This is a genomic window from Mycobacterium sp., from assembly GCF_965230835.1.
Lineage (GTDB): Bacteria > Actinomycetota > Actinomycetes > Mycobacteriales > Mycobacteriaceae > Mycobacterium.
In genome coordinates this window covers 345,417-372,013 of the sequence record NZ_CBDDLW010000002.1, presented here as the reverse complement: position 1 = coordinate 372,013, position 26,597 = coordinate 345,417, and the positions used below count along the sequence as shown (strand labels likewise).

Annotated in this window: 22 protein-coding genes; 11 read left to right on the top strand and 11 right to left on the bottom strand. The window is 61.7% G+C overall.

All coding sequences use genetic code 11. The annotated features are described in order from the left end of the window. The first annotated feature begins 271 nt into the window (after window positions 1-271). Both ACO07W_RS02160 and hisS read left to right on the top strand, forming a co-directional pair. A complete protein-coding gene (locus tag ACO07W_RS02160; RefSeq protein WP_421845771.1) occupies window positions 272-946 on the top strand; it encodes an MBL fold metallo-hydrolase in 675 nt (224 codons plus the stop codon). Further along, on the top strand, window positions 943-2,214 hold the full coding sequence (gene hisS, locus ACO07W_RS02155; RefSeq protein ID WP_421840353.1) for a histidine--tRNA ligase: 1,272 nt from the start codon (window positions 943-945) through the stop codon (window positions 2,212-2,214). Before ACO07W_RS02160 ends, hisS begins: the two co-directional genes overlap by 4 nt. 180 nt (window positions 2,215-2,394) lie before the next feature. Here hisS and ACO07W_RS02150 read toward each other — a convergent pair whose 3' ends face one another. After that, the gene (locus ACO07W_RS02150) at window positions 2,395-3,294 is read right to left on the bottom strand and encodes a hypothetical protein (protein ID WP_421840351.1); all 900 of its coding nucleotides are present in this window, start codon (window positions 3,292-3,294) and stop codon (window positions 2,395-2,397) included. 677 nt (window positions 3,295-3,971) lie between these two features. On the opposite strand from ACO07W_RS02150, the gene ACO07W_RS02145 reads away from it, so the two are divergent. Beyond that, a complete protein-coding gene (locus ACO07W_RS02145) occupies window positions 3,972-4,745 on the top strand; it encodes a CPBP family intramembrane glutamic endopeptidase (protein ID WP_421840349.1) in 774 nt (257 codons plus the stop codon). Window positions 4,746-4,912: 167 nt separating this feature from the next. Continuing rightward, the gene (locus tag ACO07W_RS02140; protein ID WP_421840347.1) at window positions 4,913-5,941 is read left to right on the top strand and encodes an Rv2578c family radical SAM protein; all 1,029 of its coding nucleotides are present in this window, start codon (window positions 4,913-4,915) and stop codon (window positions 5,939-5,941) included. Between the two features lies 1 nt (window position 5,942). Here ACO07W_RS02140 and ACO07W_RS02135 read toward each other — a convergent pair whose 3' ends face one another. Next, window positions 5,943-7,547, bottom strand: a complete 1,605-nt coding sequence (locus ACO07W_RS02135) for a purple acid phosphatase family protein (RefSeq protein WP_421840345.1) — start codon at window positions 7,545-7,547, stop codon at window positions 5,943-5,945. Between the two features lie 39 nt (window positions 7,548-7,586). On the opposite strand from ACO07W_RS02135, the gene ACO07W_RS02130 reads away from it, so the two are divergent. After that, window positions 7,587-8,072: a hypothetical protein gene (locus ACO07W_RS02130; protein ID WP_421840343.1), complete on the top strand. Its 486-nt coding sequence runs from the start codon at window positions 7,587-7,589 to the stop codon at window positions 8,070-8,072. A 28-nt stretch (window positions 8,073-8,100) separates the two neighbouring features. On the opposite strand, the gene ACO07W_RS02125 is transcribed toward ACO07W_RS02130, so the two are convergent. From ACO07W_RS02125 to ACO07W_RS02115, 3 genes are read right to left on the bottom strand one after another with little or no spacing between them, the layout of a single operon-like run. Continuing rightward, window positions 8,101-8,982 (bottom strand): neutral zinc metallopeptidase, encoded by an 882-nt coding sequence (locus ACO07W_RS02125; protein WP_421840341.1) that lies wholly within the window; start codon window positions 8,980-8,982, stop codon window positions 8,101-8,103. A 57-nt stretch (window positions 8,983-9,039) separates the two neighbouring features. After that, entirely contained in the window at window positions 9,040-9,555 is a 516-nt protein-coding gene (locus ACO07W_RS02120; protein ID WP_421845770.1) for an SRPBCC family protein, read from the bottom strand. 37 nt (window positions 9,556-9,592) lie between these two features. Beyond that, on the bottom strand, window positions 9,593-10,492 hold the full coding sequence (locus tag ACO07W_RS02115) for an oxidoreductase (RefSeq protein WP_421845769.1): 900 nt from the start codon (window positions 10,490-10,492) through the stop codon (window positions 9,593-9,595). Between the two features lie 114 nt (window positions 10,493-10,606). Here ACO07W_RS02115 and aspS point away from each other — a divergent pair, with 114 nt between their 5' ends. From aspS to ACO07W_RS02100, 3 genes are read left to right on the top strand one after another with little or no spacing between them, the layout of a single operon-like run. Then, window positions 10,607-12,364 carry an aspartate--tRNA ligase gene (gene aspS, locus ACO07W_RS02110; protein WP_421840339.1) on the top strand — a complete coding sequence of 586 codons (1,758 nt, stop codon included), beginning with the start codon at window positions 10,607-10,609 and terminating at the stop codon, window positions 12,362-12,364. A 14-nt stretch (window positions 12,365-12,378) separates the two neighbouring features. After that, a complete protein-coding gene (locus ACO07W_RS02105) occupies window positions 12,379-12,834 on the top strand; it encodes a nitroreductase family deazaflavin-dependent oxidoreductase (RefSeq protein WP_421840337.1) in 456 nt (151 codons plus the stop codon). A gap of 40 nt (window positions 12,835-12,874) precedes the next feature. Next, complete coding sequence (locus ACO07W_RS02100) at window positions 12,875-13,921, top strand: FUSC family protein (RefSeq protein ID WP_421840335.1); 1,047 nt, start codon at window positions 12,875-12,877, stop codon at window positions 13,919-13,921. A gap of 19 nt (window positions 13,922-13,940) precedes the next feature. Here ACO07W_RS02100 and ACO07W_RS02095 read toward each other — a convergent pair whose 3' ends face one another. The 3 genes from ACO07W_RS02095 to ACO07W_RS02085 are packed head-to-tail and all read right to left on the bottom strand — an operon-like array spanning window position 13,941 to window position 17,079. Further along, window positions 13,941-14,330, bottom strand: a complete 390-nt coding sequence (locus ACO07W_RS02095) for an MmcQ/YjbR family DNA-binding protein (protein ID WP_421840333.1) — start codon at window positions 14,328-14,330, stop codon at window positions 13,941-13,943. Between the two features lie 48 nt (window positions 14,331-14,378). Further along, complete coding sequence (locus tag ACO07W_RS02090) at window positions 14,379-16,724, bottom strand: copper-translocating P-type ATPase (RefSeq protein WP_421845768.1); 2,346 nt, start codon at window positions 16,722-16,724, stop codon at window positions 14,379-14,381. Between the two features lie 55 nt (window positions 16,725-16,779). After that, on the bottom strand, window positions 16,780-17,079 hold the full coding sequence (locus tag ACO07W_RS02085; protein ID WP_421840331.1) for a DUF1490 family protein: 300 nt from the start codon (window positions 17,077-17,079) through the stop codon (window positions 16,780-16,782). Between the two features lie 126 nt (window positions 17,080-17,205). Between ACO07W_RS02085 and ACO07W_RS02080 the strand changes: the two genes are divergently transcribed. The 3 genes from ACO07W_RS02080 to ACO07W_RS02070 all read left to right on the top strand — a co-directional run bounded on the left by ACO07W_RS02080 (window position 17,206) and on the right by ACO07W_RS02070 (window position 19,038). Beyond that, window positions 17,206-17,610, top strand: a complete 405-nt coding sequence (locus tag ACO07W_RS02080) for a heavy metal-responsive transcriptional regulator (RefSeq protein WP_421840329.1) — start codon at window positions 17,206-17,208, stop codon at window positions 17,608-17,610. A 243-nt stretch (window positions 17,611-17,853) separates the two neighbouring features. Next, on the top strand, window positions 17,854-18,801 hold the full coding sequence (locus ACO07W_RS02075; protein ID WP_421840327.1) for a transglutaminase family protein: 948 nt from the start codon (window positions 17,854-17,856) through the stop codon (window positions 18,799-18,801). A 72-nt stretch (window positions 18,802-18,873) separates the two neighbouring features. Then, entirely contained in the window at window positions 18,874-19,038 is a 165-nt protein-coding gene (locus ACO07W_RS02070; RefSeq protein WP_421840325.1) for a hypothetical protein, read from the top strand. On the opposite strand, the gene ACO07W_RS02065 is transcribed toward ACO07W_RS02070, so the two are convergent. The 3 genes from ACO07W_RS02065 to eccB all read right to left on the bottom strand — a co-directional run bounded on the left by ACO07W_RS02065 (window position 19,025) and on the right by eccB (window position 26,543). Then, window positions 19,025-20,326: a hypothetical protein gene (locus ACO07W_RS02065; RefSeq protein WP_421840323.1), complete on the bottom strand. Its 1,302-nt coding sequence runs from the start codon at window positions 20,324-20,326 to the stop codon at window positions 19,025-19,027. The two genes, ACO07W_RS02070 and ACO07W_RS02065, sit on opposite strands and share 14 nt — an antisense overlap. A 523-nt stretch (window positions 20,327-20,849) precedes the next feature. Then, on the bottom strand, window positions 20,850-24,908 hold the full coding sequence (gene eccCa, locus ACO07W_RS02060) for a type VII secretion protein EccCa (RefSeq protein ID WP_421840321.1): 4,059 nt from the start codon (window positions 24,906-24,908) through the stop codon (window positions 20,850-20,852). Window positions 24,909-24,974: 66 nt separating this feature from the next. Further along, the gene (eccB, locus tag ACO07W_RS02055) at window positions 24,975-26,543 is read right to left on the bottom strand and encodes a type VII secretion protein EccB (RefSeq protein ID WP_421840319.1); all 1,569 of its coding nucleotides are present in this window, start codon (window positions 26,541-26,543) and stop codon (window positions 24,975-24,977) included. Window positions 26,544-26,597 lie beyond the last annotated feature (54 nt).

The window sequence follows — 26,597 nt, the reverse complement described above, 5'->3', positions numbered from 1 at the left end:
GACAGAATCAAGCGCATCGCCGCCGCGCTCACAGTGGCCACATACAACCTCGGCCGCCACGCATTTCGGGTGTGTCCGCGTGGACACCCATTGGGCATGCACGTGGCGTATCCGCCAGTTGGGGTCGCGGATGTGGTTGGACAGCGGGCCAAAGGTTGCGGCCGGTGCGGGCGTGCTCGGGGCCGCTGAGTTCAAACTGGCCCGCCACCACATTTCCGGCACCGCCCAGCCCATATCAGGGCCGACCGCCAGGGATGGGAAACTGGGAACCGTGTTGATTGCCGGATTTCCCGCCGGGCTGCTGCAGTGCAACTGTTACGTGCTGGCCGAACGGCCTGGCGCCGACGCTGTCATCGTGGATCCGGGCCAACGTGCGATGGGCCCGCTGCGGCGCATCCTCGACCGGAATCGGCTGACTCCGGCGGCGGTGTTGCTCACCCATGGGCACATCGACCACATGTGGTCCGCGCAGAAGGTGTCCGACACTTTCGGCTGCCCCACCTATATTCACCCCGAAGACCGGTTCATGCTGCGTGACCCGATTTACGGTTTGGGCCCCCGAGTGGCGCAGTTGGTGGCAGGAGCATTTTTTCGGGAACCCAAACAGGTCGTCGAACTCGACCGCGACGGCGACAAGATTGATCTCGGGGGCATTTCGGTCAATGTCGACCACGTGCCTGGGCATACTCGGGGCTCGGTGATCTTCCGGGTCGATCAGGCGACCAAGGACGACAAGGACATAGCCTTTAGCGGTGACACGCTGTTCGAACGTTCGATAGGTCGCACTGACCTGGTTGGTGGCAGCGGTCGTGATCTGTTGCGTTCGATCGTCGACAAACTTCTGGTGCTCGACGACACAACCGTGGTGCTGCCCGGACATGGCAATTCCACCACTATCGGCGCCGAGCGGCGCTTCAATCCGTTCCTTGAAGGCTTAAGCCGGTGACGGACTTCGCCGCGTTTGCTGGGCCGAAGGGCGTACCGGACTATGTCCCGCCGGAATCGGCTGAATTTGTCGCGGTCCGTTCTGGCCTGCTGGAGGAGACTCGCCGCGCCGGCTACGGACACATCGAGCTGCCGATCTTCGAGGACACTGCGCTGTTTGCTCGCGGCGTCGGCGAATCCACCGATGTGGTGGCCAAGGAAATGTATACATTCCCCGATCGTGGCGACCGCTCGGTGACGCTGCGGCCAGAGGGCACTGCCGGGGTGGTACGCGCGGTGATCGAACACGGCCTGGACCGTGCTGCGCTGCCGGTGAAGCTGAGTTATTCGGGTCCATTTTTCCGCTACGAGCGGCCGCAGGCGGGCCGCTATCGCCAGCTGCAGCAGGTCGGGGTCGAGGCGATCGGGGTCGACGATCCGGCGCTGGACGCTGAGGTGATTGCGATTGCCGACGCCGGGTTCCGCTCGCTGGGGCTTGACGGTTTCCGGCTGGAAATCACCTCGCTAGGCGATGAAAGCTGCCGTCCACGGTACCGGGAACTGTTGCAAGACTTCTTGCTTGCATTAGATCTCGACGACGAGACCCGCAGGCGCGCGGCGGTTAATCCGCTGCGGGTACTCGACGACAAGCGGCCGCAGGTGCGTGCCATGACGGCCGGTGCGCCGGTGCTGCTCGATCATTTGTCCGATGCATCAAAGCAGCACTTCGACACCGTGCTGGCCTATCTGGACGCGCTCGGGGTTCCCTACGTGATCAACCCGCGCATGGTGCGTGGGCTGGACTACTACACCAAGACCACGTTCGAGTTCGTCCACCCCGGCTTGGGTGCGCAATCCGGTATCGGCGGCGGCGGACGGTACGACGGGTTGATGCGCCAGCTCGGTGGGCTGGACTTGTCTGGCATCGGATTCGGGCTGGGGGTGGACAGGACGCTGCTGGCGCTACGGGCTGAAGGAAAAAGCGCGGGGGTGGCGACCCGGTGTGACGTGTTTGGCGTCCCACTGAGTCAGCAGGCTAAGCTCAGGCTGGTGGTGCTGGCCGCGCAGCTGCGTTCCTGTGGTGTCCGAGTCGATCTCGCCTATGGTGACCGCGGGCTCAAAGGTGCGATGCGCGCCGCTGACCGCTCCGGTGCCCGTGTCGCGCTGGTCGCAGGTGACCGTGACGTCGAGGCCGGCATGGTTGGCGTAAAGGATCTTGCTACCGGCGAGCAAGTTTCGGCACCGATGGAGTCGATTGTTGCCGAGGTGCTTTCACGGCTGGGTAACTAGCTCGCTATCCTTCGCTGCGGGTTCGATCCCGGCTTCCGCTTTGTTCGACTCGTCTATCTGGGCTTGGGCGCGCAATCGGGCATCGGCGTTGGTAGCCGGTACAGCGAGTTGATGTGTTGGTTCGGTGGGTGGGACCTATCGGGAATCGGATTTGTGCTGGGATTGCACGATCCCGACTTTTTAACCGGGGAATTCGGTAGCTAGGTGCTGGTCCAGGTCGGCCATGCCGTGGTTGGCTGTGGTGAGATCGCGTAGTGCTGCTTCGCAGGCGGTGATGATTTGCTGGTTGACTTGTTCCAGGCGCGCCAGCGTGTCTTGGGAGGCCTGTGTCGAGGCCCCAGCCGCTGAGTTTTGCAGTTGCAACCGTGCTCTGCGAGCAGCATCCAGGTTGGTTTGCGCGCGTGCAGCGACCCGGCGCAGCTCGGTTACTGCGGCATTAATTGCGGCATGGTCGTACAGCAGCAGAGCGCCACGGGCGTTTGCTCGTGCTTCGTCGGAGTAGGCGCGAATTTGTTCAGCCTGTGCGCCGTAGCTCTGAGCGGCTTGCTCATGGTATTCCGGGCCGAGTCGCTCTATTTCCCGCGCTTGTTGTTCGGCCTCGGCTGCATGTTCCTGGTGGTAGGTGATCAGTCGCCGGTATCGGTCTGCATCGCGCTGGTATTGCTGCAGTTCTTGGTCGTCGTCGGCCATCAATTGTTGCAGTGTCGATGTTGCGGCTCTGGTTTCGGACTCCTGCGCAGACTCCCGGTGGTACTGCACAGCATCCTGGTATTCGCTCAACTGGTCCTGCCAGTTGCCGTGGTATTCGGCTAGTTCTGCGGCCTGGTTAGCTTCTCGCTGCGTGCTGACTGCTTGATCGCCGAGGGCTCGTGCTCGGTGATCAAGGTCGGCGGCTTGATGCTCGTACACGCCGACTTGTTCCTGTTGCAGACGTAGCTGTTCGTTGATCGCGGCCCGATATTGGCCGGCCACGTCGCTACCAACGGGAAGATCCTCAAACGGCGGCAGTTGGGGGAAACCCGGATTAGCCTCCCCCTGACGCGAGGTGTGGTCGAAAGGTCCTGGCGCTTCGTTGGGCACGCTTGAAACCCCTTCCTACGAGTTGGCTGACGTGGGCTCAATGAGCGGGCGACTAGTCGACAAACTCGGTGCGACGGCTGGGTGTGAGCTGGTGACACAGCCTCGCGGCGCCGCGGTGACTGCGCTTCCGCTGGCTGTCGAGTCTCCAGTTGCGCGCCGCTAAACCAGCCAACGGCAGCATCCGCTGAATTCGCCCACATGGAACCGGCATGTGCTGATAGGGCATCGAAACTCTCCCGAGCTAATGACCATCACAAAGTGATGTATTTTAAAAAATAAGCGATCGCTTCGGTGGGTAAATGCCAGCGCCTCGTTAACTCGGGAATGACTCGTCGACGAAGCGATGGGCCGTTCGGTGGCAGCGGAGTCGCCGGACTAGCGTTTTGGCCGAGCTCGCGATATCGCCGGGCGCAACCTAAAAGGGCGCTGCCCGAGGCCGGTATCAATGGCCCGCCGGCCATGTACTATGTCCGGCACCATGTTTCGCGCACTCGGCAACCAAGTGGTCGGACTGGCAGTGCTGCGGCGCTGTTACTCGACGTGGTCTAAGAGATCGCTGCGCGGGGACTCAACCGCAGTGCTAGCGCGCACCAGCCCGGCCGCTGGCGTTCCTGGGCTTGGTGTTGGTTGCCACATGGCCGGCGTTCGCGCCGTGATGTGCGACTGGATGTGATGACATGACCGCGGCTGACGGAGAGTTCGTCGTCGATCGGCTTGGTCGACGTGCGCTGCAGGTGGAAGTCGTCATCGTCCTCGTTGTGACGTTCGGGCTAAGTGCTGTTAGTGCTGTGCTCAGATTGATCGATTCGGTGCTGCGTGATCTGGGTAAGCAGGCTGTTCAGCTCCACCCGCGTCAATCGCAATTCGATCTTATTGACTTGGGGCTGAATCTGACTGTTGTCGCTCAGCTGCTGGCATGGGGTGCACTCGGGCTCTACCTTTTGTGGCGCAGCGGATACGGCCCGGCACGGGTAGGGCTGGATAGGTATCGGGTGCGGGCCGACCTATTAAGCGGGGTTGGGTTGGCCGCGCTGATCGGCGTGCCGGGGTTGGGGCAGTATGTAGTTGCGCGAACCGCCGGTCTGAACGTATCGGTGATCGCATCATCGCCTGCCGATACCTGGTGGCGGGTGCCGGAATTGATCGCCTTCGCGTTTGCGAATGGCTGGGCCGAAGAAGTCATCGTTGTGGCTTATCTCGGCACCCGATTGCGGCAGCTTGGGTCCGGCAATGCCGGCGCGCTGATCTGGTCGAGCCTGCTGCGCGGCGCTTACCACCTTTACCAGGGTTGGGGCAGTGGCCTGGGTAATCTGGTCATGGGCCTCGCTTTCGGCTATGCGTGGCAGCGCACCGGCCGACTCTGGCCGCTGATCATCGCGCACGGGATCATCGATACGGTCGTATTCGTCGGATACTCGGTCGCGGCACGGCACCTGGGTTGGCTGAGGTAGTCGGGTCGCGACGCAGTTGCGTCTGATCACGGGTATGGCCAACGGGAAGTCGGCATCGGGTGTCTCTTGTGCCGGCCTTGGGCCACCGGGGGAGAGGTCACCATGTGGTGCCCGGGTTGGTGGACCTCGAGCTTGACATGCAATCGAACATAAGTTCGAATTAAGGGATGCGCTGGACTGATCAGGCTGTCACGGTCAACGGCATGCCCATAGACGACGGAGCGTTGCCGGGGTTGCAGCGGACCCGCTTCGTTCGAAGTGTGCGGTCGCCGCATTTTGCGGGCATCACGTTTCACGAGGTGTTGTGCAAGTCTGCCCTGAACAAGGTGCCCGATGCGGCGGCATTGCCATTTCGGTACACCGTCAACGCTTACCGTGGCTGCTCGCACGGCTGTCGCTATTGCTTCGCGCGTCCTACCCATCATTACCTCGATTTCAATTGCGGCACTGATTTCGACACTCAGATAGTGGTGAAGACCAACGTCGCCGATGTCCTACGTCGCGAGGTGTGCCGTGCGTCGTGGCGGCGTCAGACCGTCGCGCTGGGCACCAACACCGATCCTTATCAGCGTGCAGAGGGACGCTACGAATTGATGCCGGGCATCATTAGCGCGCTCGCCGGATCCGGTACGCCAATATCGATCCTGACCAAGGGGACGCTGATCCGGCGGGACTTGCCGCTGATTGCCGAGGCGGCACACGAGGTGCCGGTGTCGGTAGCGGTGTCGCTGGCGGTCGCAGACCGGGATCTGCACAGTGATGTTGAACCGGGCGCGCCGCCACCGCAAGCGCGGCTGGGGCTCATAACCGCGATCCGCGAGGCCGGTCTGGGCTGTCACGTGATGGTTGCGCCGGTGCTGCCATACCTCACCGACTCGGTCGAGCATCTTGACCGGCTGCTCGGCCAGGTAGCCGACGCGGGTGCCACGGGTGTGACGGTTTTCGGCCTGCATCTGCGCGGCTCGACGCGCGGCTGGTTCATGTCCTGGTTGGAGCGCGCACATCCCGAGCTGGTTGGCCGATACCGCGAGTTGTACCGGCGTAGCGCGTATCTGCCCCTTGGCTACCGCGAGATGTTGCGTGATCGTGCGGCGGCACTGGCCACGAAATATCAGCTGGCCGGAGATCATCGCGCGTCCCCGCCACAGACGGAAGCCGTGGCAGTGCCGGAAGTAGTTCAACCGACGTTGTATTGAGTTAAGCGCGGCGTGGTTTGCGCAGCGTGAATTGGTCTATCACGGTGATTGCGCCGAGCTGCCCGGTGACAGCGTAGTGGGTAGCCGCAATCGAAGTATCGCCGCCGGGCTGACCAGGATCGACGTCGAACGCCACAAAGCCGTAAGGGTTGTCGCGGTCGCGAAACGCCGACCACGGCGCATCCTCGGTCACAAATGTCGGCGCCTTGCGCTGGATCGCGGGATCGTATGCTCCGACGGCGGTAACCACGCGGCAGCGTGGTCTGGGGAAGAACAGCGAGTTGGACGGATTAGCCGTTCCGCCGCCGCCGATGACGAGATGCACCGTTCCCTGGGTTGCGTCGATGATGTCGGTGCGGGTGTCGACGGGTGCTGGTGTCTGGGTATCGGTACCCAGCGATCCGCGCACCGGATGTGACCGTTCGTAATGGTGTTCGTGGCCGCATACGACGAGGTCGACCCGGTACTGGTCGAACAACGGCAGCCATTCCTGTCGGATCCCCAAGTCGGCACCGTTGGTGTGGTCGGCGGTTGAAATAGCCGTCTGGTGCATGCAGACGACCACCCAGTCGACCGCGGTATCGCGCTGTGCGTCAGCGAGTTCAGCGGCAAGCCAGCGCTTCTGTTCTCCGCCCGAGTACCCGTGTACGTAGGAATCGCCGCCGTCTTGCAAGCTGACGTCATCGTTGCTCAAGCTGATCACTCGCACCGAGCCGGCGGTGAATGAGTACCAGAGCCCTCGCAGTTCTGGGCTAGAGCCTGAATCAGGCATCGCGAAGTACGTCTGATAAGCGCCGTAACCGATCGGCCCATTACCCAGTTCGTTTTCGTGATTGCCCGGAGCCGGCATCCACGGCCGGTACCGTGCCGAGCGTGAGTTGGTCTCGAACCAATCCGACCAGGTACGAATCCTGTCCTGCGATCGGTTGGCGTAACACAGATCGCCATTGACCAAATTGAACAGTGGTGCAATGCGCTCGATGGCAGTCGCGGTATCGCCGGCTGCGGGAGAGCCATTGTTGTCGTTCACATATTTGCCTCCAGCCAACCTGCCCAGTGTCGGTGTACCTTGATCACCGAAACTGGTGAATCGCAGCGGGCTTCGTCCGAGCGGCGCTGTTCGTACCGTGCCCAGCTCTGGGTTGGCTCCGTCGTGTACGGCTGCGTACACGTAGTCGGTGTCTGGGGTGAGGTTGGTCAGGCGTGCATGGTTTACGCGGACCTCGGTCTTGGACTTCGCGTCCCGGTATGTTCGCGTCTCGGCAGCTACTACTCGGCCAAAACCGGAATTCGGCGTACCCAGCATCACTCGGGGTTTGCCGACTGCCGTGGTGGTGTGCCATGACACGACGACTTCGGTAGCGGCGTTCTTGCCGAACTGCAGATGCAGCCCACCAACTGGCGGGGCGCCGCTGCGATCAGCCTGATGCCAGACAGTAGGTCCGCGCGGATGCGACCACAGCAGTGCGGCACCACCCACCCCCACACCCATGCCGACAACAGCCGAGGCCGCGCCCGCGGTCAGGAATCTTCGGCGGCTGGTCTCCACGCCCACCCCAGAGGGGTTTGAGTCACTGCGGCTGGCGTTGTGTTGTTCGTCGCTCACTCATGCTTCATACCCGAGTCGGGCAGTATGGCGATATAGATGGGTCGCGCCCAGCAGACCATCGCCACCGAAACCGGTAGCGTTGTCGACATGACGAACGCGCGAACAGCGGCCGCCGCGGCCGCCGGGGTGGCGACGTTTGCCGTGGTGCTGGGCGCTGCGGCAAACCTGCTGACGCCTGCGATCTCACAAGCGGATCCAGTGGGACATCAGGTCACCTATACCGTGTCAACTACCAGCGGCCTCACGGCCAATATCCAATATATGAACGCCGATCCGCCCAGCCAGGCCGCCTTCGATGCTGATTCGTCGAAGTACATGAACACAGTGCACACCCCGATCGCCGGCGGACAGCCGCTGGTCTACACGACCACGCTGACAAGCCCGGACCAGTGGGCGATCGTCACCGCCAGCGGTGGCCTGCGGATCAATCCTCAATTCCACTGTGAGATTGCGGTCGACGGACAAATCGTGGTGTCGCAGAACGGCGGAAGCGGGGTACAGTGCTCGACCCGGCCCTGGTAAAGACGTGACCGCTGAGGCTCGCGGTCCGCTAACCCAGATCCGTGGCGGAGAAAGTGTCGCACTTGTTCGGGTCGCCGGTCTGATACCCGACGGTGAACCACTTTTGCCGTTGCGCCGCCGAACCATGCGTCCAGGACTCGGGGTTGGTTCGTCCGGTCGCCTGCTTCTGGATGCGATCATCTCCTACTGACGCGGCGGCTGAAAGCGCGTCTTGGATATCGTCGTCGCTCAACGGCTCCAGGAACGCCGAACCGGTACTCTCTTGTTTCACCGTGGACGCGTAATGCGCCCACACGCCCGCGTAGCAGTCTGCCTGCAGTTCGGTGCGCACGCCGTTGCCCTGCGCGCCCTGCGCACCTTGCTGGGCGCGGCCCAGCACCCCTAGCAAGTTTTGGACATGGTGCCCATATTCGTGAGCTACCACGTACTCTTCAGCGAATGGTCCACCGCTAGAACCGAACTGGGTAACCAGAACGTGAAAGAAGTCGGTGTCTAGATAGACTGTCTGATCTATCGGGCAGTAAAAGGGCCCCACCTCGCTGCTAGCGGGACCGCAGTCGGTGCGGACATGGCCGCTGAACAGCCGCAACCGCGGGCGTTCGTAGCGACCAGGAATGAGCTGTTGCCAAACCGCATCCACAGAGTTCCCGGTTGCCATTACGCGGCATTGCACGAACCTGTTGGCGTCCGCGCCCGTCCGGCACTGGCTCAGGTCGAATCCGGGAGCGACGTCTTCGCGAGTGTCGAGCGGCTGCTGGCTCAACACGCCGCCCGGATCGACGCCGAGGAACATCGCGGCCACCACGATCAACAGTCCGCCGAGGCCGCCGCCGATGGCCAAGCGTCGGCCGCCGAAGCCCGAGGTCGACGTGGTACTGGTGTCGATCCGGATACCCTCGTTGAAGGTCATCGCACGCTCCCGAACCTGGCCATGTGTCTGCTGGGCTTGCTGCCCGGGCCGAGTCAGCTAATGTCGCCGTGCTTCGGTGAACCGGGCTTCGGTGTACTTGCGTAGGTTGGTCAGAAACCGGCGGAACGCCAGGTTCAGTATGGGACGGGCTATAAACATCGCCAGCCATGCGGCGCCGGCCGGTTTCTGCGCCATCGTCCAGGTCAGCCGGCAGCCCCCCGGGATATCCTCGACCCGGTAGTCCTCGGCGAATGCCGCGACAGCTCGAGTCGAGCACTCGTTGAACCGGAATGCCATGTGAGTGAACGGCTCCCACGAAAGAAACTCTTCGTTTGCCACTATCCCCCCGCGCATATCGACAGTGCGGGTAGTGCCGATGCCGCGAGGTTCGGGACTTGTCCAGGTCACTTTTGTGATGACCGGTGCCCAACGGGGCCAAGACTCGGCGTCGGCAAAGACCTCGAACAGTTGCTCAGGCGTGATGGCGAGGTCGACGCTATTGCGGAACAGAAATGGTGCTGCGCGAGAAGCAGGGTCGACGAAGCTCACGTCGACGCGCTTACAGGGGAACATGGTCATCAACACTAGGCCACGACATCGCGCGGGGCATCTAGCCGGGGCCGTCGCTGGCCGCGGCTAGCAGCGGCACCACGACGTCGCTAATCGGTGTGGCTAGGCCGTGAATTCGGCCTTTGCGGATAATCACGCCGTTGCGCAAGTCCCATTCCAGTCGGCGGTGGGTCTCCCGGTCGGCGAGCATCGAGGTGCCCAGATCTTCGGGAGCCGACCGGAACAGGTCGACCATTTCCTCGACCACCTCGTCGTCGAGCTGGGCGCCTTCGGCGCGAGCTACTGTCAAACATTCGGCGACGTATCGGCGAGACAACGCCGCGATATCCTCGCGTCGGAACATTCCAGACCGCCGTCCGGACAGCGCCATGAATCCGGCCAACGCGTTGAGCAGCAGCTTGCGCCACGCAGCGGTCGTGAAGTCGGGGTCGCAGTCGACCTTGACACCGACGCCGCGCAGCAATTCGGCGACCGCCTGTGCGGCTGGCCCGGTGGGCACCACCAACGACGCCTCGCCACGCAGTCGGACCCAGCCGGCTGGCTGGGTCTCGGCCGCATACCAAACGATCCCAGGAACGATCACCGAGGATGGACAGTGCGGCTGGACACTTTCGACCTGCTCGACGCCGTTTTGCAGGACAGCGACCACGGTCTGTTCGCCGCAGAGGCTAGCCAGCCACCCGTGTGCATCGTCATTCTGGGTGGCCTTGACCGCCAAGATCACCAGGTCGACCGGGCCCGGGACCTGTTTGGGATTGGTGTGCACCGGGCCAGGAACCACGATGGAGTTGGCGCCGTCGGGCCGCAGTTCGATGCTGTCACGGGGGGTGCGGCCGCACAGCAACACCGGGTATCCGGCGGCGTGCACTAGCGCGGCGATGGTCGTCCCGACCGCACCGGGACCGACCACCGCGACGTTCGATTGCTTCTTCCTGGCGATATGGGCAAAGGTACCGCGTGCCCGGTGCCGGTCGGCGGTGCGGGCCGCGGCTGCCTCTAGACTGAGCAGTCGTTCGAGCCAGGTGCATCGTTGATCGGTGAGTAGGGAGTCGTTGTGCTGCGCAGCCACGCCGCTGGTTCGCTACGGGATCGCGATGCCGGCCAGCAGGTGGTGTTGGCCGGATGGGTAGCTCGCCGGCGTGACCACGGCGGCGTCATATTTATCGATCTGCGGGACTCGACTGGCATCTCGCAGGTAGTGTTCCGCGCGACCGACGTGCTTGCACAGGCTCATCTGCTTCGTGCTGAATTCTGCATCGCGGTGGCAGGTGTTGTTGAGATCCGTCCAGAAGGCAACGCGAACCCGGAGATTGCCACCGGCGAGATCGAGGTGAACGCGACGTCGCTGACGGTGCTTGGCGAGTGTGCTCCATTGCCGTTCCAGCTGGACGAGCCAGCGGGCGAGGAACTGCGGTTGAAATACCGCTACCTGGACCTACGCCGTGATGGTCCCGCAGCTGCAATGCGATTGCGTTCCCAGGTAAATGCCGCCGCGCGCGGGGTGCTGGCGCGCCATGACTTCGTCGAGATCGAGACACCGACGATCACCCGATCGACGCCGGAAGGGGCGCGTGATTTTCTGGTGCCGGCGCGGCTGCGTCCGGGTTCGTTCTACGCACTGCCGCAGAGCCCGCAACTGTTCAAACAGCTGCTGATGGTCGGCGGGATGGAGCGCTATTACCAGGTCGCCCGTTGTTACCGCGATGAAGACTTCCGCGCCGACCGGCAACCCGAATTTACGCAGCTCGATCTGGAAATGAGCTTCGTCGACGCTGAGGACGTCATCGCGCTCTCTGAAGAGATCCTCACAGCGTTGTGGGATCTGATCGGCTACCGGATTCCGTCGCCCATTCCGCGGATCAGCTATGCGGAAGCCATGCGGCGATTCGGATCAGACAAACCCGACCTGCGATTCGGTTTGGAACTGGTCGAATGTGCAGAATTCTTCAAAGACACCACATTCCGGGTCTTTCAAGCGCCTTATGTCGGTGCGGTAGTGATGCCCGGCGGGGCCGCGCAGCCACGGCGAACGCTTGACGGCTGGCAGGAGTGGGCCAAGCAGCGTGGACACCGGGGACTGGCCTATGTGCTGGTTGGCGATGACGGCGCGCTGAGTGGTCCGGTGGCCAAAAATCTGAGCGAAGGCGAGCGGGACGGTTTGGCGGCCCACGTCGGAGCCAATCCCGGTGACTGCATCTTCTTCTCGGCGGGCCCGGCGAAATCGTCACGGGCACTGCTGGGCGCGGCTCGTATCGAGATCGCCCACCGGCTCAACCTGATCGATCCCGCTGCGTGGGCCTTCGTATGGGTCGTCGACCCACCGCTGTTCGAGCCAGCCGATGAGGCTGTCGAAGCTGGTGAAATGACTGTCGGCGCTGGGGCGTGGACCGCTGTGCATCACGCATTCACCGCGCCCAAGCCGGAATACGAGAACCTACTGGACACCGATCCTGGTGCTGCGCTAGCCGATGCGTATGACATCGTGTGCAACGGCCATGAGATCGGCGGGGGGTCGGTGCGTATTCACCGCCGCGACATCCAGGAGCGGGTGTTCGCGGTGATGGGTTTGGATAAAACCGAAGCAGCCGAGAAATTCGGGTTCCTGTTGGAGGCGTTCATGTTTGGCGCACCGCCGCACGCCGGGATCGCGTTTGGCTGGGACCGGGCCAACGCGCTGCTGGCCGGAGTGGACTCGATTCGTGAAGTGATCGCGTTCCCGAAGACCGGGGGTGGAATCGACCCGCTGACCGACGCGCCGGCGCCCATCACCGCCTTACAGCGCAAAGAGTCCGGAATAGACGCCAAGCCCTAGCAGGTTGACCAGGCATGACCAAACAGCGCCCGGACGCCGAAGCGATGAAGGCATTCAACAGCGACATCGTTGAGGAATTCCGAGCTAACGATGGAAAAGTCGGCGGCCCGTTCGCCGATGCTGATCTGCTGCTGCTCACGACGACGGGTGTCAAGTCCGGTCACCCTAGGCTGACGCCGCTTGCCTATCTGCGGATCAACGGAAAGCTGATCATCGTGGGGTCCTATGCGGGCTCCGACGCGGATCCGGCCTGGGTGGGTAACCTCAGGGCCAATCCGCAGGCTCATATCGAGATCGGTACCGCGGAGTTCGATGTGACCGCCCGCGAGCTGCCGGATGCCGAGCGCGCTGAGACTTTCTCGAAGGTCATAGCCGCGGCACCACGATTCGCCGATTACCAGGCGAAGACGGACCGGGTGATCCCGTTGTTCGAGCTGTATCGGATGGTCAGCACCAATCCCGCCTTGTGATTGGCGAGACTTACCCGGTGAGCCAAGGTAAGCAGACCCCATGAGTGCCTCACTGCTGACCAGGGTTGCAGACGGCGGCCTCGTGGCAGTCCAACGTTTGCGTGCCGTGGTGTGGCCGATCACCCAAGCATCGATTGCCGCGGGCCTCGCCTGGTACATCACCTATGACGTGCTGGACCACCCCCAACCCTTTTTCGCGCCCATCTCCGCCGCAGTGTGCCTGTCGGCAACGAACGTCCTGCGCGGACGGCGCGCCGCGCAGATGATCATCGGTGTAGCGCTGGGGATCGTGTTGGGCGCCGGTGTCCAGGTTGTCCTGGGAACCGGGGATGTGGCTATTGGTGCGGCGGTCTTCATTTCGTTGGCGGTGGCGGTACTTATCGGACGTGGTTTCATCGCGCAGGGGCTGATGTTTATCAACCAGACCACCGTTTCGGCGATACTGGTCTTGGTTTTCGCCCGCTCAGGCGGTGTGGTCGCCGAACGCCTCTTCGACGCCCTGATCGGTGGTGGTCTGGCGATCGTGTTCAGCATTATCCTGTTCCCCGCCAACCCAGCGACGTTGCTCGCTCATGTTCGTGCCACGGTTTTGGCCGCACTGCACGACGCCCTCGTCGAACTCGCAGACATGCTGAACGATCTGAGTCACGTGGTTTCCGACTGCGACATGGCCAGTGTTGGTCGATTGAACAACCAGCTGGGTGCGCTTATGGAGGCTCGCAGTACAGCTCGCCTAGTGGCGCGGCGAGCGCCACGCCGATTTGCCATGCGCCACGCGATTCGCGATGTCGATCAGCAGGCCGCGCTACTGGGGTTGCTGGGCAACTCTGTGCTGCACCTGGTCTGCTCGGCCGCTCGCCCCCTTGACGACTGGCTATTCCAACCCTTGCGCGCCGCGGTCTGGGATCTTGCGGCGGGAATAGCCGTTGCCGATGCAGATCCTGCCGCAGCCAGCGCGCATGCGGACGCGGCCCGTGACCGTGCGTGCAGGTTGGAATCGGCTGCGCGGAGCAGAACCGATGTGATGCTAGCCAACGTTGTCAAGGTTTGTGCTGATGATCTGCAACGAGTGGTCGCGAGCCACTAGCTTTGGATCGCGAGACTGGTCAGCACGAATCGGCTAGGAACTCCCGGGCCAGCTTTTTCGGGGCCTGGGTCAGCCAGGCCTCGGTGATCAGCTCCTCAAGCGCAAGGACTCCGATCTCGGCCAGTTTAACCAGTACCGCCGGATAGCCGTCGAAATGCGGAGTGGTGAAGTACACCTCAGGTTCGTCGGCTACTAGTGCCAACTTGACCCCTTCGTCGGACACCCGGACACCCAGGATGTCGCCGGACGGTGGCTCGGAGCCATTCCGCACCAGGGCTTCGCGTTCGGCTGCCCGCAGCGGCCGCGCCCAGGCCATGAGCTTCTTACCTACTCGCCAGTCGTGCGGTGCCTGCTCCGCGGTGCGCGGCAGTTCACCCACGATGCGGGCGACATCGCTCCACGTAGCCATATCTTGATTCTGCTCCGCTTCCGGTGCGTGCGGAGCCGAATTTGTCGGTCATTCCACCGATGGGGTCCCGGGATGCGTCGAACGATTTTCGAGCCGGCGCGTGTCGTAGCCGAAGTGGCGCAACCGTAGCGAGTTGGCTACGACGCTGACCGAGGAGAATCCCATCGCCGCGCCCGCGATCACCGGGTTGAGCAAGCCCAGCGCGGCAAGAGGGATCGCGGCGGTGTTGTAGCCGAAAGCCCAGCCAAGATTCTGGTAAATCGTGCGCAGAGTTCGCCTGGACAGTTGGATCGCACGCACGACGCCGTCGAGCTGGCCGGACATCAGCGTGATGTCGGAAGCCTCGATGGCCACGTCAGTGCCGGTGCCAATCGCAATACCTAGATCGGCCTGCACCAGTGCGGGGGCATCATTGACGCCGTCGCCGACCATCGCCACAACATGGCCCTCGGCCTGCAATCGCTCAACCTCGGATACCTTTTCCTGCGGCAATACCTCGGCGAGAACTCGGTCGATTCCGACCTGCCGGGCGATCGCCTGCGCGGTGCGGGCGTTGTCGCCGGTGATCATGGCGACCTGCAGCCCCATGGCGTGCAGTTGGCGGACAGTGGCGGCGGCCTCGTCTTTGACGGTGTCAGCCACGGCCAGCACACCCACGACCTGTTCGCCTCGGCCAACGAAGACGGCGGTTCGGCCGAGCTCTTCCAGTTCGGTAGCCGCCGCTGCGAGGTTGTCGGGCAGAACCAGATCGTGTTCTTCGACGAGCTTTCGCCGCCCGACCAATATCGCCTGGCCGTCCACCTCCGCCCGGACGCCGTAGCCGGCGAGATTGGCGAACCCGGTGGCGGCAGGAACCTCTAGGCCCCGCTCGCGCGCATCGGCGACAATCGCCGCGCCGATGGGGTGTTCGGAGCCGCACTCGGCCGCGGCCGCAAGCCGCAACACCAGATCGGGCTGCGGCAGCATGTGGGTAACCACGTCGGTAAGCCGCATCTGGGCGCGCGTGAGCGTACCGGTCTTGTCGAAGACGACGGTGTCGACCTTCTTCGAAGCTTCCAGGACCTCGCCGCCCTTGACGAGAATCCCCAGATCGGCGCCGCGACCGGTGCCCACAGTGATAGCCGTAGGCGTGGCCAGACCCAGCGCGCACGGACAGGCGATGATCAGCACAGCGACCGCCGCGTTGATCCCAGCTGCCGGGTTGGCGACGACCAGAGCCCACCCGGCGAACGCCGCGATGGCGACGCTGACAACCGCCGGCACAAACACCGCCGAGACCTGGTCGACTAGCCGCTGTACCGGAGCTTTGCCGCTGTGCGCTTGTTCGACCAGTCGCACAATCTGCGCGAGTGCGGTATCGGTTCCAACGGCGGTGGCACGCACGGTCAACAGCCCGTCGATGTTGACTGTCGCGCCGGCAACGTGGTCACCCAATCCCTTTTCGGCTGGGACGGACTCGCCGGTCAGCATCGACTCGTCAACAGCTGCGCGCCCGCCGATGACCTCCCCGTCCACCGGGATCTTCTCCCCGGGCCGAACCCGCACCACGTCGCCGGCTCGGACCTGGTCAATCGGAACCCGTCGCTCGTCGTCGCCGACAAGCAGCGTGGCTTCCTTAGCGCCCATGTCCAGCAGCCTGCCAATTGCCTCTGATGCCCTGCCGTGGGCTCTAACCTCGAAGTAGCGGCCCAGCACCACGAACGCGATGATCAACGCCGCGGTGTCGAAGAACAGCGGTCCACCGGCAAATAGCTGATAGGTGGAGTAGAAAAAAGCAGTCAACGTACCCAGCGCGACCAGTGTGTCCATGTTCGCGGTCAACGCCCGTGCCTGCTGCGTAGCCGCTCTGAGAAACGGCCAGCCCGCTATGAATTGCACGGGCACCGTGACGGCGAAGGCCAACCATCCCGCCCACAGGTGCGAGCCGAACAGCATTGTGGCGGCGGATGTCAGCAGTGCCAATGGCCAGGTTAGCCACACTCGACGCAACCAATTCCGTTGCTGGCGCCGGTTCTGTTCGGCCGGTGGCACCTGGCCCGCACTGGCTGAGCCGGTCCCGCAGCCGGTGCTCGACGGGTGGTCTGGCTTACGACGTCGCAGACCGAACAGCGCCAGAGCAGGCCCTCCGATGAACCTCCGCACCACACTTGTGTGACGTGGACGAGCCGAGTGGGGGGCACGCGCGGGCACCAACTCTGCGGGCTGTCGTTTCGCATCGGTGATCGCCGACAAAATGTCGGTGTTGTCGCTGCGTTCAGGCGTGTACCAGATCACGACCGATGCCGTGCGTGGATAGGCGTGCACAGCATGCACACCGGTTACTTTGCTGACGGTATCTTCGATCGCCACCGCTCGAACTGCATCGAAGCGAAACCCAATTGTGCGCACACGCATCCGCCCGGCGGCGTCGGAAACAACTTTCAGCGTGATACCGGCCGCGGTGTCAGTATCAGTGCTCATGGGCGCCGTCCACGTCCAACACCAGCAGCGGCGAACCTTCCTCGCCGGCGCGATCTCGCGCCTCGGCCATCACGTCGGCGACGCTCAGTCGAGCCTGTTCGGCGCTTAGCGCGGCCTTGCGCTCGGCCTCACGGACAATCCGCAGGCCCCAGGCGGTCGCGATGACAGTTGCCTTCCGCAGCCGAACTCTCGAAGCCGCCTTCCGCAGCGCTTCGTACGCGGCAAGCCCAACGACGCCGGTGACGACGGTGGGCGCTGTCTTCGCCAAATGGGCGTTCCAAGAGGGCATTCACAGAGCTCCCTTCGTGTGGTGGTCCTACCAGTCGATGGCAGTGATACATCCCTGACGGCACTGGCAGCCGATGCGAACTCAGTGTTATCCTTCCAGCGCGCTGGAAGGTCAAGGGGTGCGGCAATGCGGATCGGCGAGCTAGCGAGACTGGGCAACACGAGCACCAAGACAATTCGCTTCTACGAGGATGCTGGGCTGCTGCCGCCGCCTGCGCGAAACGGCGCCGGATACCGTGACTATGGGCCCGAATCCGTGGCTCGGTTGCGGTTCATCCGTCGGGGCCAAGCGGCGGGGCTGACGTTACAAAAGGTACGCCAAATCCTGGTGATCCACGATCGTGGCGAGGTGCCGTGCGGGCACGTCCGACAGCTCTTGAATGCCCGTATCGACCAAATTCGGGCACAAATCGCGGAGCTGGTGGCCCTGGAAGGCTACTTGCAGACACTTGTTGACCGTGCCTCGAAGGGCGCACCCACCGAGCATGACCAATCCACAGTGTGCTGGATTTTAGAAAGCGACCTGGGATAAGAACTCCGATTCAGCAAAAGGCCCGACGAAAAGTTCAGCGCGGGCGACACACGAACGGGGCACTATCTCACGGCAAAACCTGGTGTGTGATGTGATCAGCGTTGCCACTACGGGGCACGTGCGTGGTGTAGGTCGTTGCAGAGACGTCAGGAGGTCATTCGTGCCGTTGCCGGCTGAAGTCGAGTCCAGCTCAGCGTGGGCGCGCGAGCAGGCGCGCGGCTCCGTCTGGTGCTGGGCGCTTTAATGACCTCGCTAGACGGCCCCGAAGCCTGCGCCACGGAATCCACGAAGACCCGGCGGTACCGAATCACTCACCGGACCGAATACCGCTATTCCGACGTCGTGACCAGTTCCTATGGTCGAGGGTTTCTGACGCCGCGGGACTCTGCGCGGCAACGCTGTGTTGCCCACCGGTTGGTCATTCTGCCGGTTCCAGGCGACAGCTCCACGAGCCGCGATGGCTACGGCAACATCAGCTCGTATTTCCACGTGACCGAGCCGCATCGTGCGTTGACGATCACCAGCGACTCCATCGTCGATGTAAAGCCGCCAGATCCCGGGCTCTACAGCCACGGTCCAGCGTGCGAACCGTGGGAGGCTGCCCGGCCGACCGGGTTCCACGGGGCGCTCGCGACTGATTTCGCGCTGGACCTGAACCCGCCGGAAATCACCGATGAAGTGCGGGAGTACGCCGCTCCCAGTTTTGCGCCCGAACGTCCGTTGGTTGAGGTATTGCAAGATCTAACGTCGCGGATCTATCACGACTTCACCTACCGTTCCGGGTCGACGACGATTTCCACCGGCGTCAACGAGGTTTTGGCAGCGCGCGAGGGGGTGTGTCAAGACTTTGCCAGGCTCGGGCTCGCCTGTCTGCGCGCTAACGGTCTGGCGGCGTGCTATGTATCCGGCTATCTGGCCACCGACCCACCACCAGGAAAGGACCGGATGGTCGGCTGTGATGCCACCCATGCGTGGGCTGCGGTGTGGACTCCGCAGCGGACCGGTCAGTTTGAGTGGCTAGGGTTTGATCCCACCAATGACCAGATGGTTGACCAGCGATATATCACGGTGGGGCGTGGTCGCGACTATGCGGATGTGCCACCGTTGCGGGGCATCATTTACACCAACTCCGAGAACAGCGTGATCGATGTCGCGGTCGATGTTGTGCCGTTCGATGGTGATGTTTTGTAGGTGTGACCCCCGCGGTTTCGGCCGTGCTCAGCTCCTGACGCGTGAGAACGTGCGTGCCTGTCTTGGCGCGGGATGCCGGAGTTCTCGCTCGACGCGATGGCTACGCTGCTGACCACCGAGCCGGCGGCGTCCTCGTTGCCGATGACCATGAACCAATGCCGACGTCGCCGAATTCCATTGGCCGTCGTCGGTGGATCATCCGGGCTAACGGAGCTGAACTGGCTTAGCCATATCTGAACGATTTGGCGAACGCGGCTTCGTTGCTGGCCATTTCCGCGGCGGCTTTTCGCAAGACGAGTACCGCTTGTTGAGACACTGCGATAGATTTCTGGCGTTCGGTCTCTATGAAAAACAGTGTCTCCTGGGCGGCACTCTCGAATGCGCCATTCGCACTGTCTTTTAGTGAAAGCCGCAAGGCACGGGCTCTTTCTACCAATTGCTGGTCTACGCCGATCCTCTTCTCAAGCTGCTGGGCCATAGCCTCGATATTTGCAAAGTCGTACACAAGCGAACTTGGAGTGGCGCCATTGGTCCCCGCTACCTGGGCTGCGTTACCAGTGGTCAGTCCACCCGTGTTGCCCGGACCACCATCGGCCACTTCGGCTGTTTGCCCCGTTAGACCAGAGCGGGCTTGCCCAGACAGGCCGGTCTGGGTGGGTGTATGGAGTTCTTCGACGTCTCTGAGGTCGCGCGCGCGTCCACCGTTGGGGGAGGGGGTGAGCGTGTGGGTCTCTTCCTGGACGCCCCTGAGGTCGCGCGGGCGTCCGCCGTTGGGGGACCGGGTGAGTGGGTTGTTTTCTTCTTCGACACCTCGGAGGAGTCGCTGGCGTCCGCCGGACGCAGGGGATGCTCTGTTGGCACTGCCATTAGCGGCGCTCGCGGTGCCCTTAGCGGCGCTGGCGCCGCCCTTGGCGGCACCACCTCGACTCCGAAACTGGTTGGCGATAGCTTCGCTGGCAACCTGACCGCCAATACCGCCGGCCAGGCTGCCGATCATGGCGCCAGTGGGGCCAGCGACGGCATTTCCGATCGCGCCGCCGGCCATGCTGCCGCCCATCATGGCGCCCATGCTGCCGATATTCTGAAAAAAGCTGCCGCCATTACCCATAAGGGCGTCCGCAGCAACCTGACCGACCATACCGCCAGCCACGTTGCCGATCGTTTCGCCAGTGGTGCCGCCGATGGCCTTTCCGAGTTCGCCGCCGGCCATGCTGCCGCCCATCATGGCGCCCATGCTCAGGCCCATGCCGCCAGCATTTCGGAAAAAGCTGCTGCCGCCGCCGCTGAGAGCCTCGGAGGCCGCCTGACCGGCAACACTGCCGGCGGCGTTGCCTACTGCGGAGCCAGTGGAGCCAGCGACAGTTTTGCCGAATTCGCTACCGACCATGCCGCCGCCGACACCTGCGGCCTCGCCGCCGAGGCTTCGGAAATAGCCGCCACCCCCGGACGCGCCTTTGGCAGAGTCGAAGACGGCATCACCAGCTCCCCTGGTGATGCCCTCAGTTGCATCGCCACTGCCTGACAAGATGCCCGCCTAGTCGAGTGCGGAATCGATTCTTTGTACATCCTAGAACACTCTGTCGAGGATTGCGCGGGTCTGCACAATTGAACGTGCGCCGCATGGGTGAGTGGCTGAGCCTATCGAGCAACACGCGGCTCTAATCGTGCGGAACTAATCGAAGATGCCAGCGGCGCAGAATCCCAGGGATACGTAACCGAGGGGTTACGGCCTAGTTGTCGCGTTAGGGCACAGAGCCGAAGCGCGCCAGCCGCTCCGCCGACAAAGGGATAGCTGCGTGGCTGCTCCGCGGTTCGGTGGTAGGCGCGGATCTGAGGTTGACGGTCGCGTCGGCCGTTGTTGCAGAGCGGGGGACGCAGGGCGGCCGTCGGGTCTTTTCTCGATTGGGATCGGGCGTGCGCCGTGCGAATGGTGCATAGTCGCCGGATTCAGCCAAACTACCTGTCGTCGGTTGGTTGACCAGCGACAAAACGGAAGCCTGCGAGCCCGGCTTACCGGGATGCGGCGTGTGAAACTAGCGGCATTGTCTCTAATCGTCGTCGAACTCCGCCGTGACATCCTCGCGAATGCCAGACCATGCCGCTTGGATACGCTCGATTCGTCCGAACGTGGTTTCAACGTAGCGGGCTCGGCCCGGGATGCCAAAACGCTCAAACTTAACCTCGCCGACCCCGCCGTCATACTTATCGGCCGAAAGCAATACCGCAGGTGCTCGGTCGGATGCGAGCTGTCGCAGTATGGGATCGGACTGTCCGGCTGTCATGAGTCCTTCCGATTGTCGTGCTATCACGAAGTGGAAACCTCGTTCGACCGAGTCATTGCGCACCCAGGGGAGGAGGTGGTGAATGGGGGGAGAGGAGTGCCGTGGAGCGACTATCTGGTAGTCGTCAATGATCACAAAAATTTCTGGCCCTTGCCACCACGAGCGCGCCTTGCGCATCTCAGCGGACGCATCGTCGGGTACGGTCCGTGTACCCAGATTATATTCGTCATTCAGGGCATTGATGACGGGCTCAAGTTCATGATCTCGGCGTACCGTCGCAAAAAGGTTTTTGTCCGGTAGTTTATCCAAGTGGCGGCTGCGCGGATCTAGGAGAATAATCTCAGCCTCGAACCGTGTGGGGAATAGCCGGGTGATGCTGTCGACGATAGTGCCAATCAGCTCACTTTTACCTGATTTCGGTTCGCCGTATATGATTAGATGCGCCTCTTTGTACATTTCGGCGTATGCCGGGCGTAGTGTCGACTCCCGCAACCCGAAGGGGATACGTAGACGCCTGCGTTCATCACCGTTCACCGGGGGAACGGACTCGGCTAGTTCGCTATGCAGAAGCGAAGTCGGTAGTGTGCGCAGCTTTTGCACCTGTTGCGTAAATTCGTGCGCCGCAACCATTTTTACTAGGCGCTCAAGTCCCTCGCCGGCACTCTCAGTGTCTGCAATGCCGTCCACCCGGGGCAGCGCGACAAGGGCCTGCAGCTCTGACCCCGTGGTGATTGCGCAGCCGGGCGCCGGTCGCCTTTCTTTCGCCAGTGCAGACTTCAATCTCGTCATCTCGCCGCTGTGAAGCTCAACGAATAGATTAATATGAGGTTCGATTCCACGCATCTCCACGGTGCGTGATGTGGTGAGTATAAAATGGATCCCGTAATTTAGCGCTCCCGACATGAGCGACTCTATCTCGCCGCCGCGCCCACTCAGAATCTGGCCGGCTCCTACCGCGGCATCCCACCCATCAATAATCATGAACACGTCGCCAAATTGATCTTTCGACAGGAAAGGCGAGTTGGGCTGATTCAATAGTTCGCGGTATGCACTCATTGTCGGAATGCGGTGTTCGCGAAAAAGGCGTTCTCGGTCAGCGATAAGATTCTTTGTTTGAACCAGCATGCGGTTGATAGCGTCCGGCTCGACTCGCGTGGCGACCGCGCCAACATGCGGAAGGTCGAGCAGTGGTGCCAGGCCCCCGCCGGCGTAATCGATGATATACATCTGGACTCGTCTGGGGTGGTTCTTCAGCGCCAACGAAGACACCAGTGTTTTCACCGCCGTAGACTTGCCCATCTGGCTACCACCGGTAATCAGCAGGTGGTTAGTAGTGAGATCCAGCTCCCAGGTCGGCTGTTTATGGTGGCTCGGATCATCGAATAGCCCGAATGGAACATTTAGCTCTGGAGGATCCGTGCTGTTCGACGGCGTCCACTCGTGCAATGTGGGCGCGGCGTCACCAAGTGTCTTGACCGACAACGGCGGCAGCCACATACGGTACGGTTCTGTCGTACTTCCCGATTGCAACCGCGCGACCACAGTCGTGAAGACCGTGGGTGCCTGTTCGATTTCTTCGGCTGTGTGCTGTGGTTTCTCCTCTTCGACGTGAACTTGATTATTGCTGGGCAACGGCACGGAATGAGCCGTGAATTTTTGCGGGCCAATATTGGCGGACGGCCTCGATGCGGCACTTTTGCTAGTTTCGCGGCTGTTCAGAGGGGGGAGGTACGGGGCGCCGGTAAACCCGGAGTGAAAGACGGTCATCGTTCCGTCGGTAGTCTTCAAAACGCCATGGCCCGGCGTGCCTGACAACCGAAAAGCCGCATCAGAACCGTCGAGCAGTGCTCGTGAGTCGCTAGCCGTTAGGGTTTTCAGACCAATCTTGTAACCGATATTAGCTTCCAGCCCGCTGGTGCGTCCAGCGGTCTCCATGGTTTGCGAGGCATACAGCAAGTGAACACCGACTGACCGGCCCACACGTCCGATTCTTTTGAAGAGGTCTGCGTATTCGGGATATTCGCGAAGCAGCTCAGCGAACTCATCGATAATGATGCCGAGCGATGGGAGTGGCGGTAAGTCAGCGCCGCGCTCACGCTGGGTTTCGTAGTCCTTGATGTCCTTGATGTCCACCCGCGGGAATTTCTCGTCGGCGGCACGTAGGACCGCATAGCGGCGTTCGATCTCGCCGTTGACCATTTCCCGCATACGACTCACCAAATGGGCTTCTTCTTCCATGTTGGTTATTACTGCACTCACGTGCGGCAATTCGCTCATTCCTAAAAAGGTAGGTCCACCTTTGAAGTCCACCAACAGCCAGTTGAGTAAGTCCGGTGAATGAGTTACTGCGGCGTTGAGCACCATGTTGCGCAAAAATTCTGATTTTCCGGATCCCGTCGTACCGATCAGCATCCCATGCGGGCCGGTACCGCCATCTGCGACCTGCTTTATGTCCAAGTTGAGACGGTCGCCGGTTGGCGTAAAACCGATAGGAATTTTCAAGCGATTCTTGTCGCTATAGTGAGTGATTGTGCTCCATGTGGCAATTGGGTCCAAAGCGCCCGGGTCTTTAACGCGCACCAGTGTGGCCCAATCTCGGCCGCGTTCAACCTGGACAGTGCTCTGATTGAGGTTCAAGAGCGTAGCGACTTCGAACTTAGCTAACTGGCGGGCTGCGGAACGGGCTTGGGTAATGCTGATTTGGTCGGCTACTGCTACCCGAATGGGGTCTGCCTTTGGGTCGTTTGGAACCGTGCGCCACACGCCGCCGTCGGCGTCGCAGCGCATCGTCAAGCCTTCCTCTTCGTTCGAGGCATCGGCGGCCGGCTCAATCAGGAGCCACGTTGCATCAGCGAGGGGGATAATCGCTGAGTCGGTCCGCTTTTCGTGAGACGACGAATCCACGAGTACCAGCACATGACGGTACGCCTCACTGGTGAATTCACGATTCGGTACAAAGTTCCGGGAAAAATCTACGACGGAAGGTCGGCCTTCCTCTTCGCCGCTGAGACTTGTAGTCAGCGTAGACCAGTCCGTATACATCATTCGTGCTTTGCCTAAACGATCCACCTCATATGGGTGTTGAGTATGCGGTAGCCATTTCAACCAGGACCATTCTGTGCTATCCGTGTCATCGGTAAGCAGGATGATCGCTAGGTTGTCTGGTCCGTGGGTAACGGCTGCGCGCACTAACATTGATCGAACCACCCCGAGTACGACATCGCGGTCACCACAGAACCTGATTCGGGGGAATTGAGCGACAGTTAACGCTGTCGGCATACCTTTCACTGTCGACTGGTGTTGTAGAAAACGTAGCGTCGAGACCCATGAGACAGGCTCAAGAAATTCGCCAGAAGGAGCCTCGGGAACCATGATCCGCGCCGCCAGCTTGATCTCGCCCAGACCGTACCGCAGAGCGGTGAATTCCTCAGAAGTCGGCGTTACCTCCCACATCCGGTCGGTTCCAATAAGCCCTAATAACGTACTAAATTCCGGATGATAGTGCTGACGGTTTTTGTGCATGCTTAGTCCGCACGAAAAGACGTTTTCTCGTATAATGGCTAACGTGCGGATCGAACTCTTACGATCTGTTAGTAATTCCGCCTTGTTGGACTTCCCCCCAGCGTTATTCGCCATCATCGTGCCCATTCCGCCAAGCATTAACATTGGAAATACGATGGTGAGTGGGTTGAATGGGCGTCCTGACTTGACCATCATGGTTACCATGCCGGCCATGACGACCACCATCAACAGTGGCATGCCGATCATGGCCCATTTAGGGCCGGACGACGTTTCGCCGACTTCCAGAGGCGCCGGAACGTCCACTTCATGGCGGATTACCGTCGGCGGTTTTTGGGGAGATACTGGGCGGACGAATAGGATACGCATTGGCTAAGGCGCCGTTCTTGTATCGCGATTGACTAGCATTTGATCTTGTGCGATACCGCTATGCAGGACTAACGCGTTGCGGTGCGACAGTGTCGGTCCTGGAGTGAACAGCGAGACCACAGCCCACGGTGCCGGCGCAGGGTGGCGGAGGTTCAGCGCCGACAAAGTTCCCTTCTTGGGGTCGCCGGTGGTGTCCAGGCCGAAACGGACGCCGTTGGCTGCGACCCAAAAATAGCTTGCCCATTTGCTGACGTCGTGTTCTGCCCCAGTCGCCTGGACGAACCGGCCGGTGTTAGACGCCATGTAGACACGGTTGGCGGTCGTTTCTTTTGATGTGCTTGCCCCCGTCAGGTTGACTGCTGATGCTTGTTGCTCGGGCAGCAACGGTAGATCCGAACCAGCGAGGACGTCGATCTGAGCTTCAGGTCCACCCTGATAGTTCGACCACGACCAACATGTCACCGGTGATCGTGATGCTGGGATGAGCCGTACCGGAGATTTCGGATAGTGGTCTACTTGGAGCTGATCGACTTTCGGATAGGCGAGCAGCTCGCCGGGATCGACCTCGACTAAGGCGGTCACTGCGCTGTTGGCGTTCGCGATCATTTCGGCTGCTGGTTCGCCCACTTGTTGGATACCGTCGTCCAATGCCACATAGTACTTGGGTTCCTTTTTGAAGGCCCTGGTCATGAGGATGTCACCCACCACCAAGGAGCGCCTCGACGCGAATTTCGGTGGCTCGCCGATGTTCGTGATCACTGGAACGTCTAGGGGCGGTTCGAGCGGCAACGCGTTGAAGAGGCCGCGTGAGATAGGTAGGACGGAATCTTCTGGACGCACCTCTAGCGCATCAGTGACTATCGGATGGTTGAGGTCTATGGCCGAGCGAACGACCACACCATCGGGACGGGGATATACCAGCCACGTGGTGCCGCCATGCGCAACCAGACGGGCGATGTTGCCCGTTACCGCCCGCGCTGACGGCTGACGGGAGAGTTGACCGCTAAACGCCACGGTCGTGATCAGCGGTGCCGCCGACGTATCGGCTGACGGGACAGGCGCGGCTGACCGTATCGAGACGAGATCGCATATCGTCCACACCGACCACGGATTGTCACTGTCGCGAATATCATTTGGCGCGCCAAGGATGCCGACCAAAGGGCCGCTGGGATATTTCGAAATCTCAGCTGGAGCAACTTTGACGGGACTATCTGGCTTGCCGATAATCAACCTGGCCGAAGTCAGGTTCGTCACAGGATGCAGCCGGTCATCAAGGTGGATGTATAAGGAGCCCGACTGTTTGACCTCGATAATTTTGGCGTTGCCAACTTTTCCAGCTGGGAAAACCAACCCCAGCACCAGTGCTCCGACAAGGCCCACCACGGCCAGGACTAATCCAAGCGCCAGCGGAGAGGCTTGGTATTGCTGTGGATCATCAATCATGCGCGTATCACGACGCACTAATGCATGTCGCATACGTTTGATGAGGAACCGCCACCCGGACAGCTGGTACTTGGTGGTAAGCCGGAATCCGCGCGGGCGCCGGCGCTCAGGGCCTTCCCACTCAGACAACGAAATCCCCTCGGTCGCGATCTGGTATTTCTGCTGCTAGCCGCTTGCTGGCGG

Coding starts and splice junctions, on each gene's coding strand:
- ACO07W_RS02125 (WP_421840341.1), bottom strand. CDS start 8,982: ATGACCTTCAACGAGGGTATCCGGATCGACACCAGTACCACGTCGACC.
- ACO07W_RS02095 (WP_421840333.1), bottom strand. CDS start 14,330: ATGGCTACGTGGAGCGATGTCGCCCGCATCGTGGGTGAACTGCCGCGC.
- ACO07W_RS02100 (WP_421840335.1), top strand. CDS start 12,875: ATGAGTGCCTCACTGCTGACCAGGGTTGCAGACGGCGGCCTCGTGGCA.
- ACO07W_RS02120 (WP_421845770.1), bottom strand. CDS start 9,555: ATGTTCCCCTGTAAGCGCGTCGACGTGAGCTTCGTCGACCCTGCTTCT.
- ACO07W_RS02080 (WP_421840329.1), top strand. CDS start 17,206: ATGCGGATCGGCGAGCTAGCGAGACTGGGCAACACGAGCACCAAGACA.
- ACO07W_RS02145 (WP_421840349.1), top strand. CDS start 3,972: ATGACCGCGGCTGACGGAGAGTTCGTCGTCGATCGGCTTGGTCGACGT.
- ACO07W_RS02090 (WP_421845768.1), bottom strand. CDS start 16,724: ATGCGTGTGCGCACAATTGGGTTTCGCTTCGATGCAGTTCGAGCGGTG.
- ACO07W_RS02085 (WP_421840331.1), bottom strand. CDS start 17,079: ATGCCCTCTTGGAACGCCCATTTGGCGAAGACAGCGCCCACCGTCGTC.
- ACO07W_RS02075 (WP_421840327.1), top strand. CDS start 17,854: ATGACCTCGCTAGACGGCCCCGAAGCCTGCGCCACGGAATCCACGAAG.
- ACO07W_RS02105 (WP_421840337.1), top strand. CDS start 12,379: ATGACCAAACAGCGCCCGGACGCCGAAGCGATGAAGGCATTCAACAGC.
- ACO07W_RS02130 (WP_421840343.1), top strand. CDS start 7,587: ATGGGTCGCGCCCAGCAGACCATCGCCACCGAAACCGGTAGCGTTGTC.
- ACO07W_RS02140 (WP_421840347.1), top strand. CDS start 4,913: ATGCGCTGGACTGATCAGGCTGTCACGGTCAACGGCATGCCCATAGAC.
- ACO07W_RS02070 (WP_421840325.1), top strand. CDS start 18,874: ATGCCGGAGTTCTCGCTCGACGCGATGGCTACGCTGCTGACCACCGAG.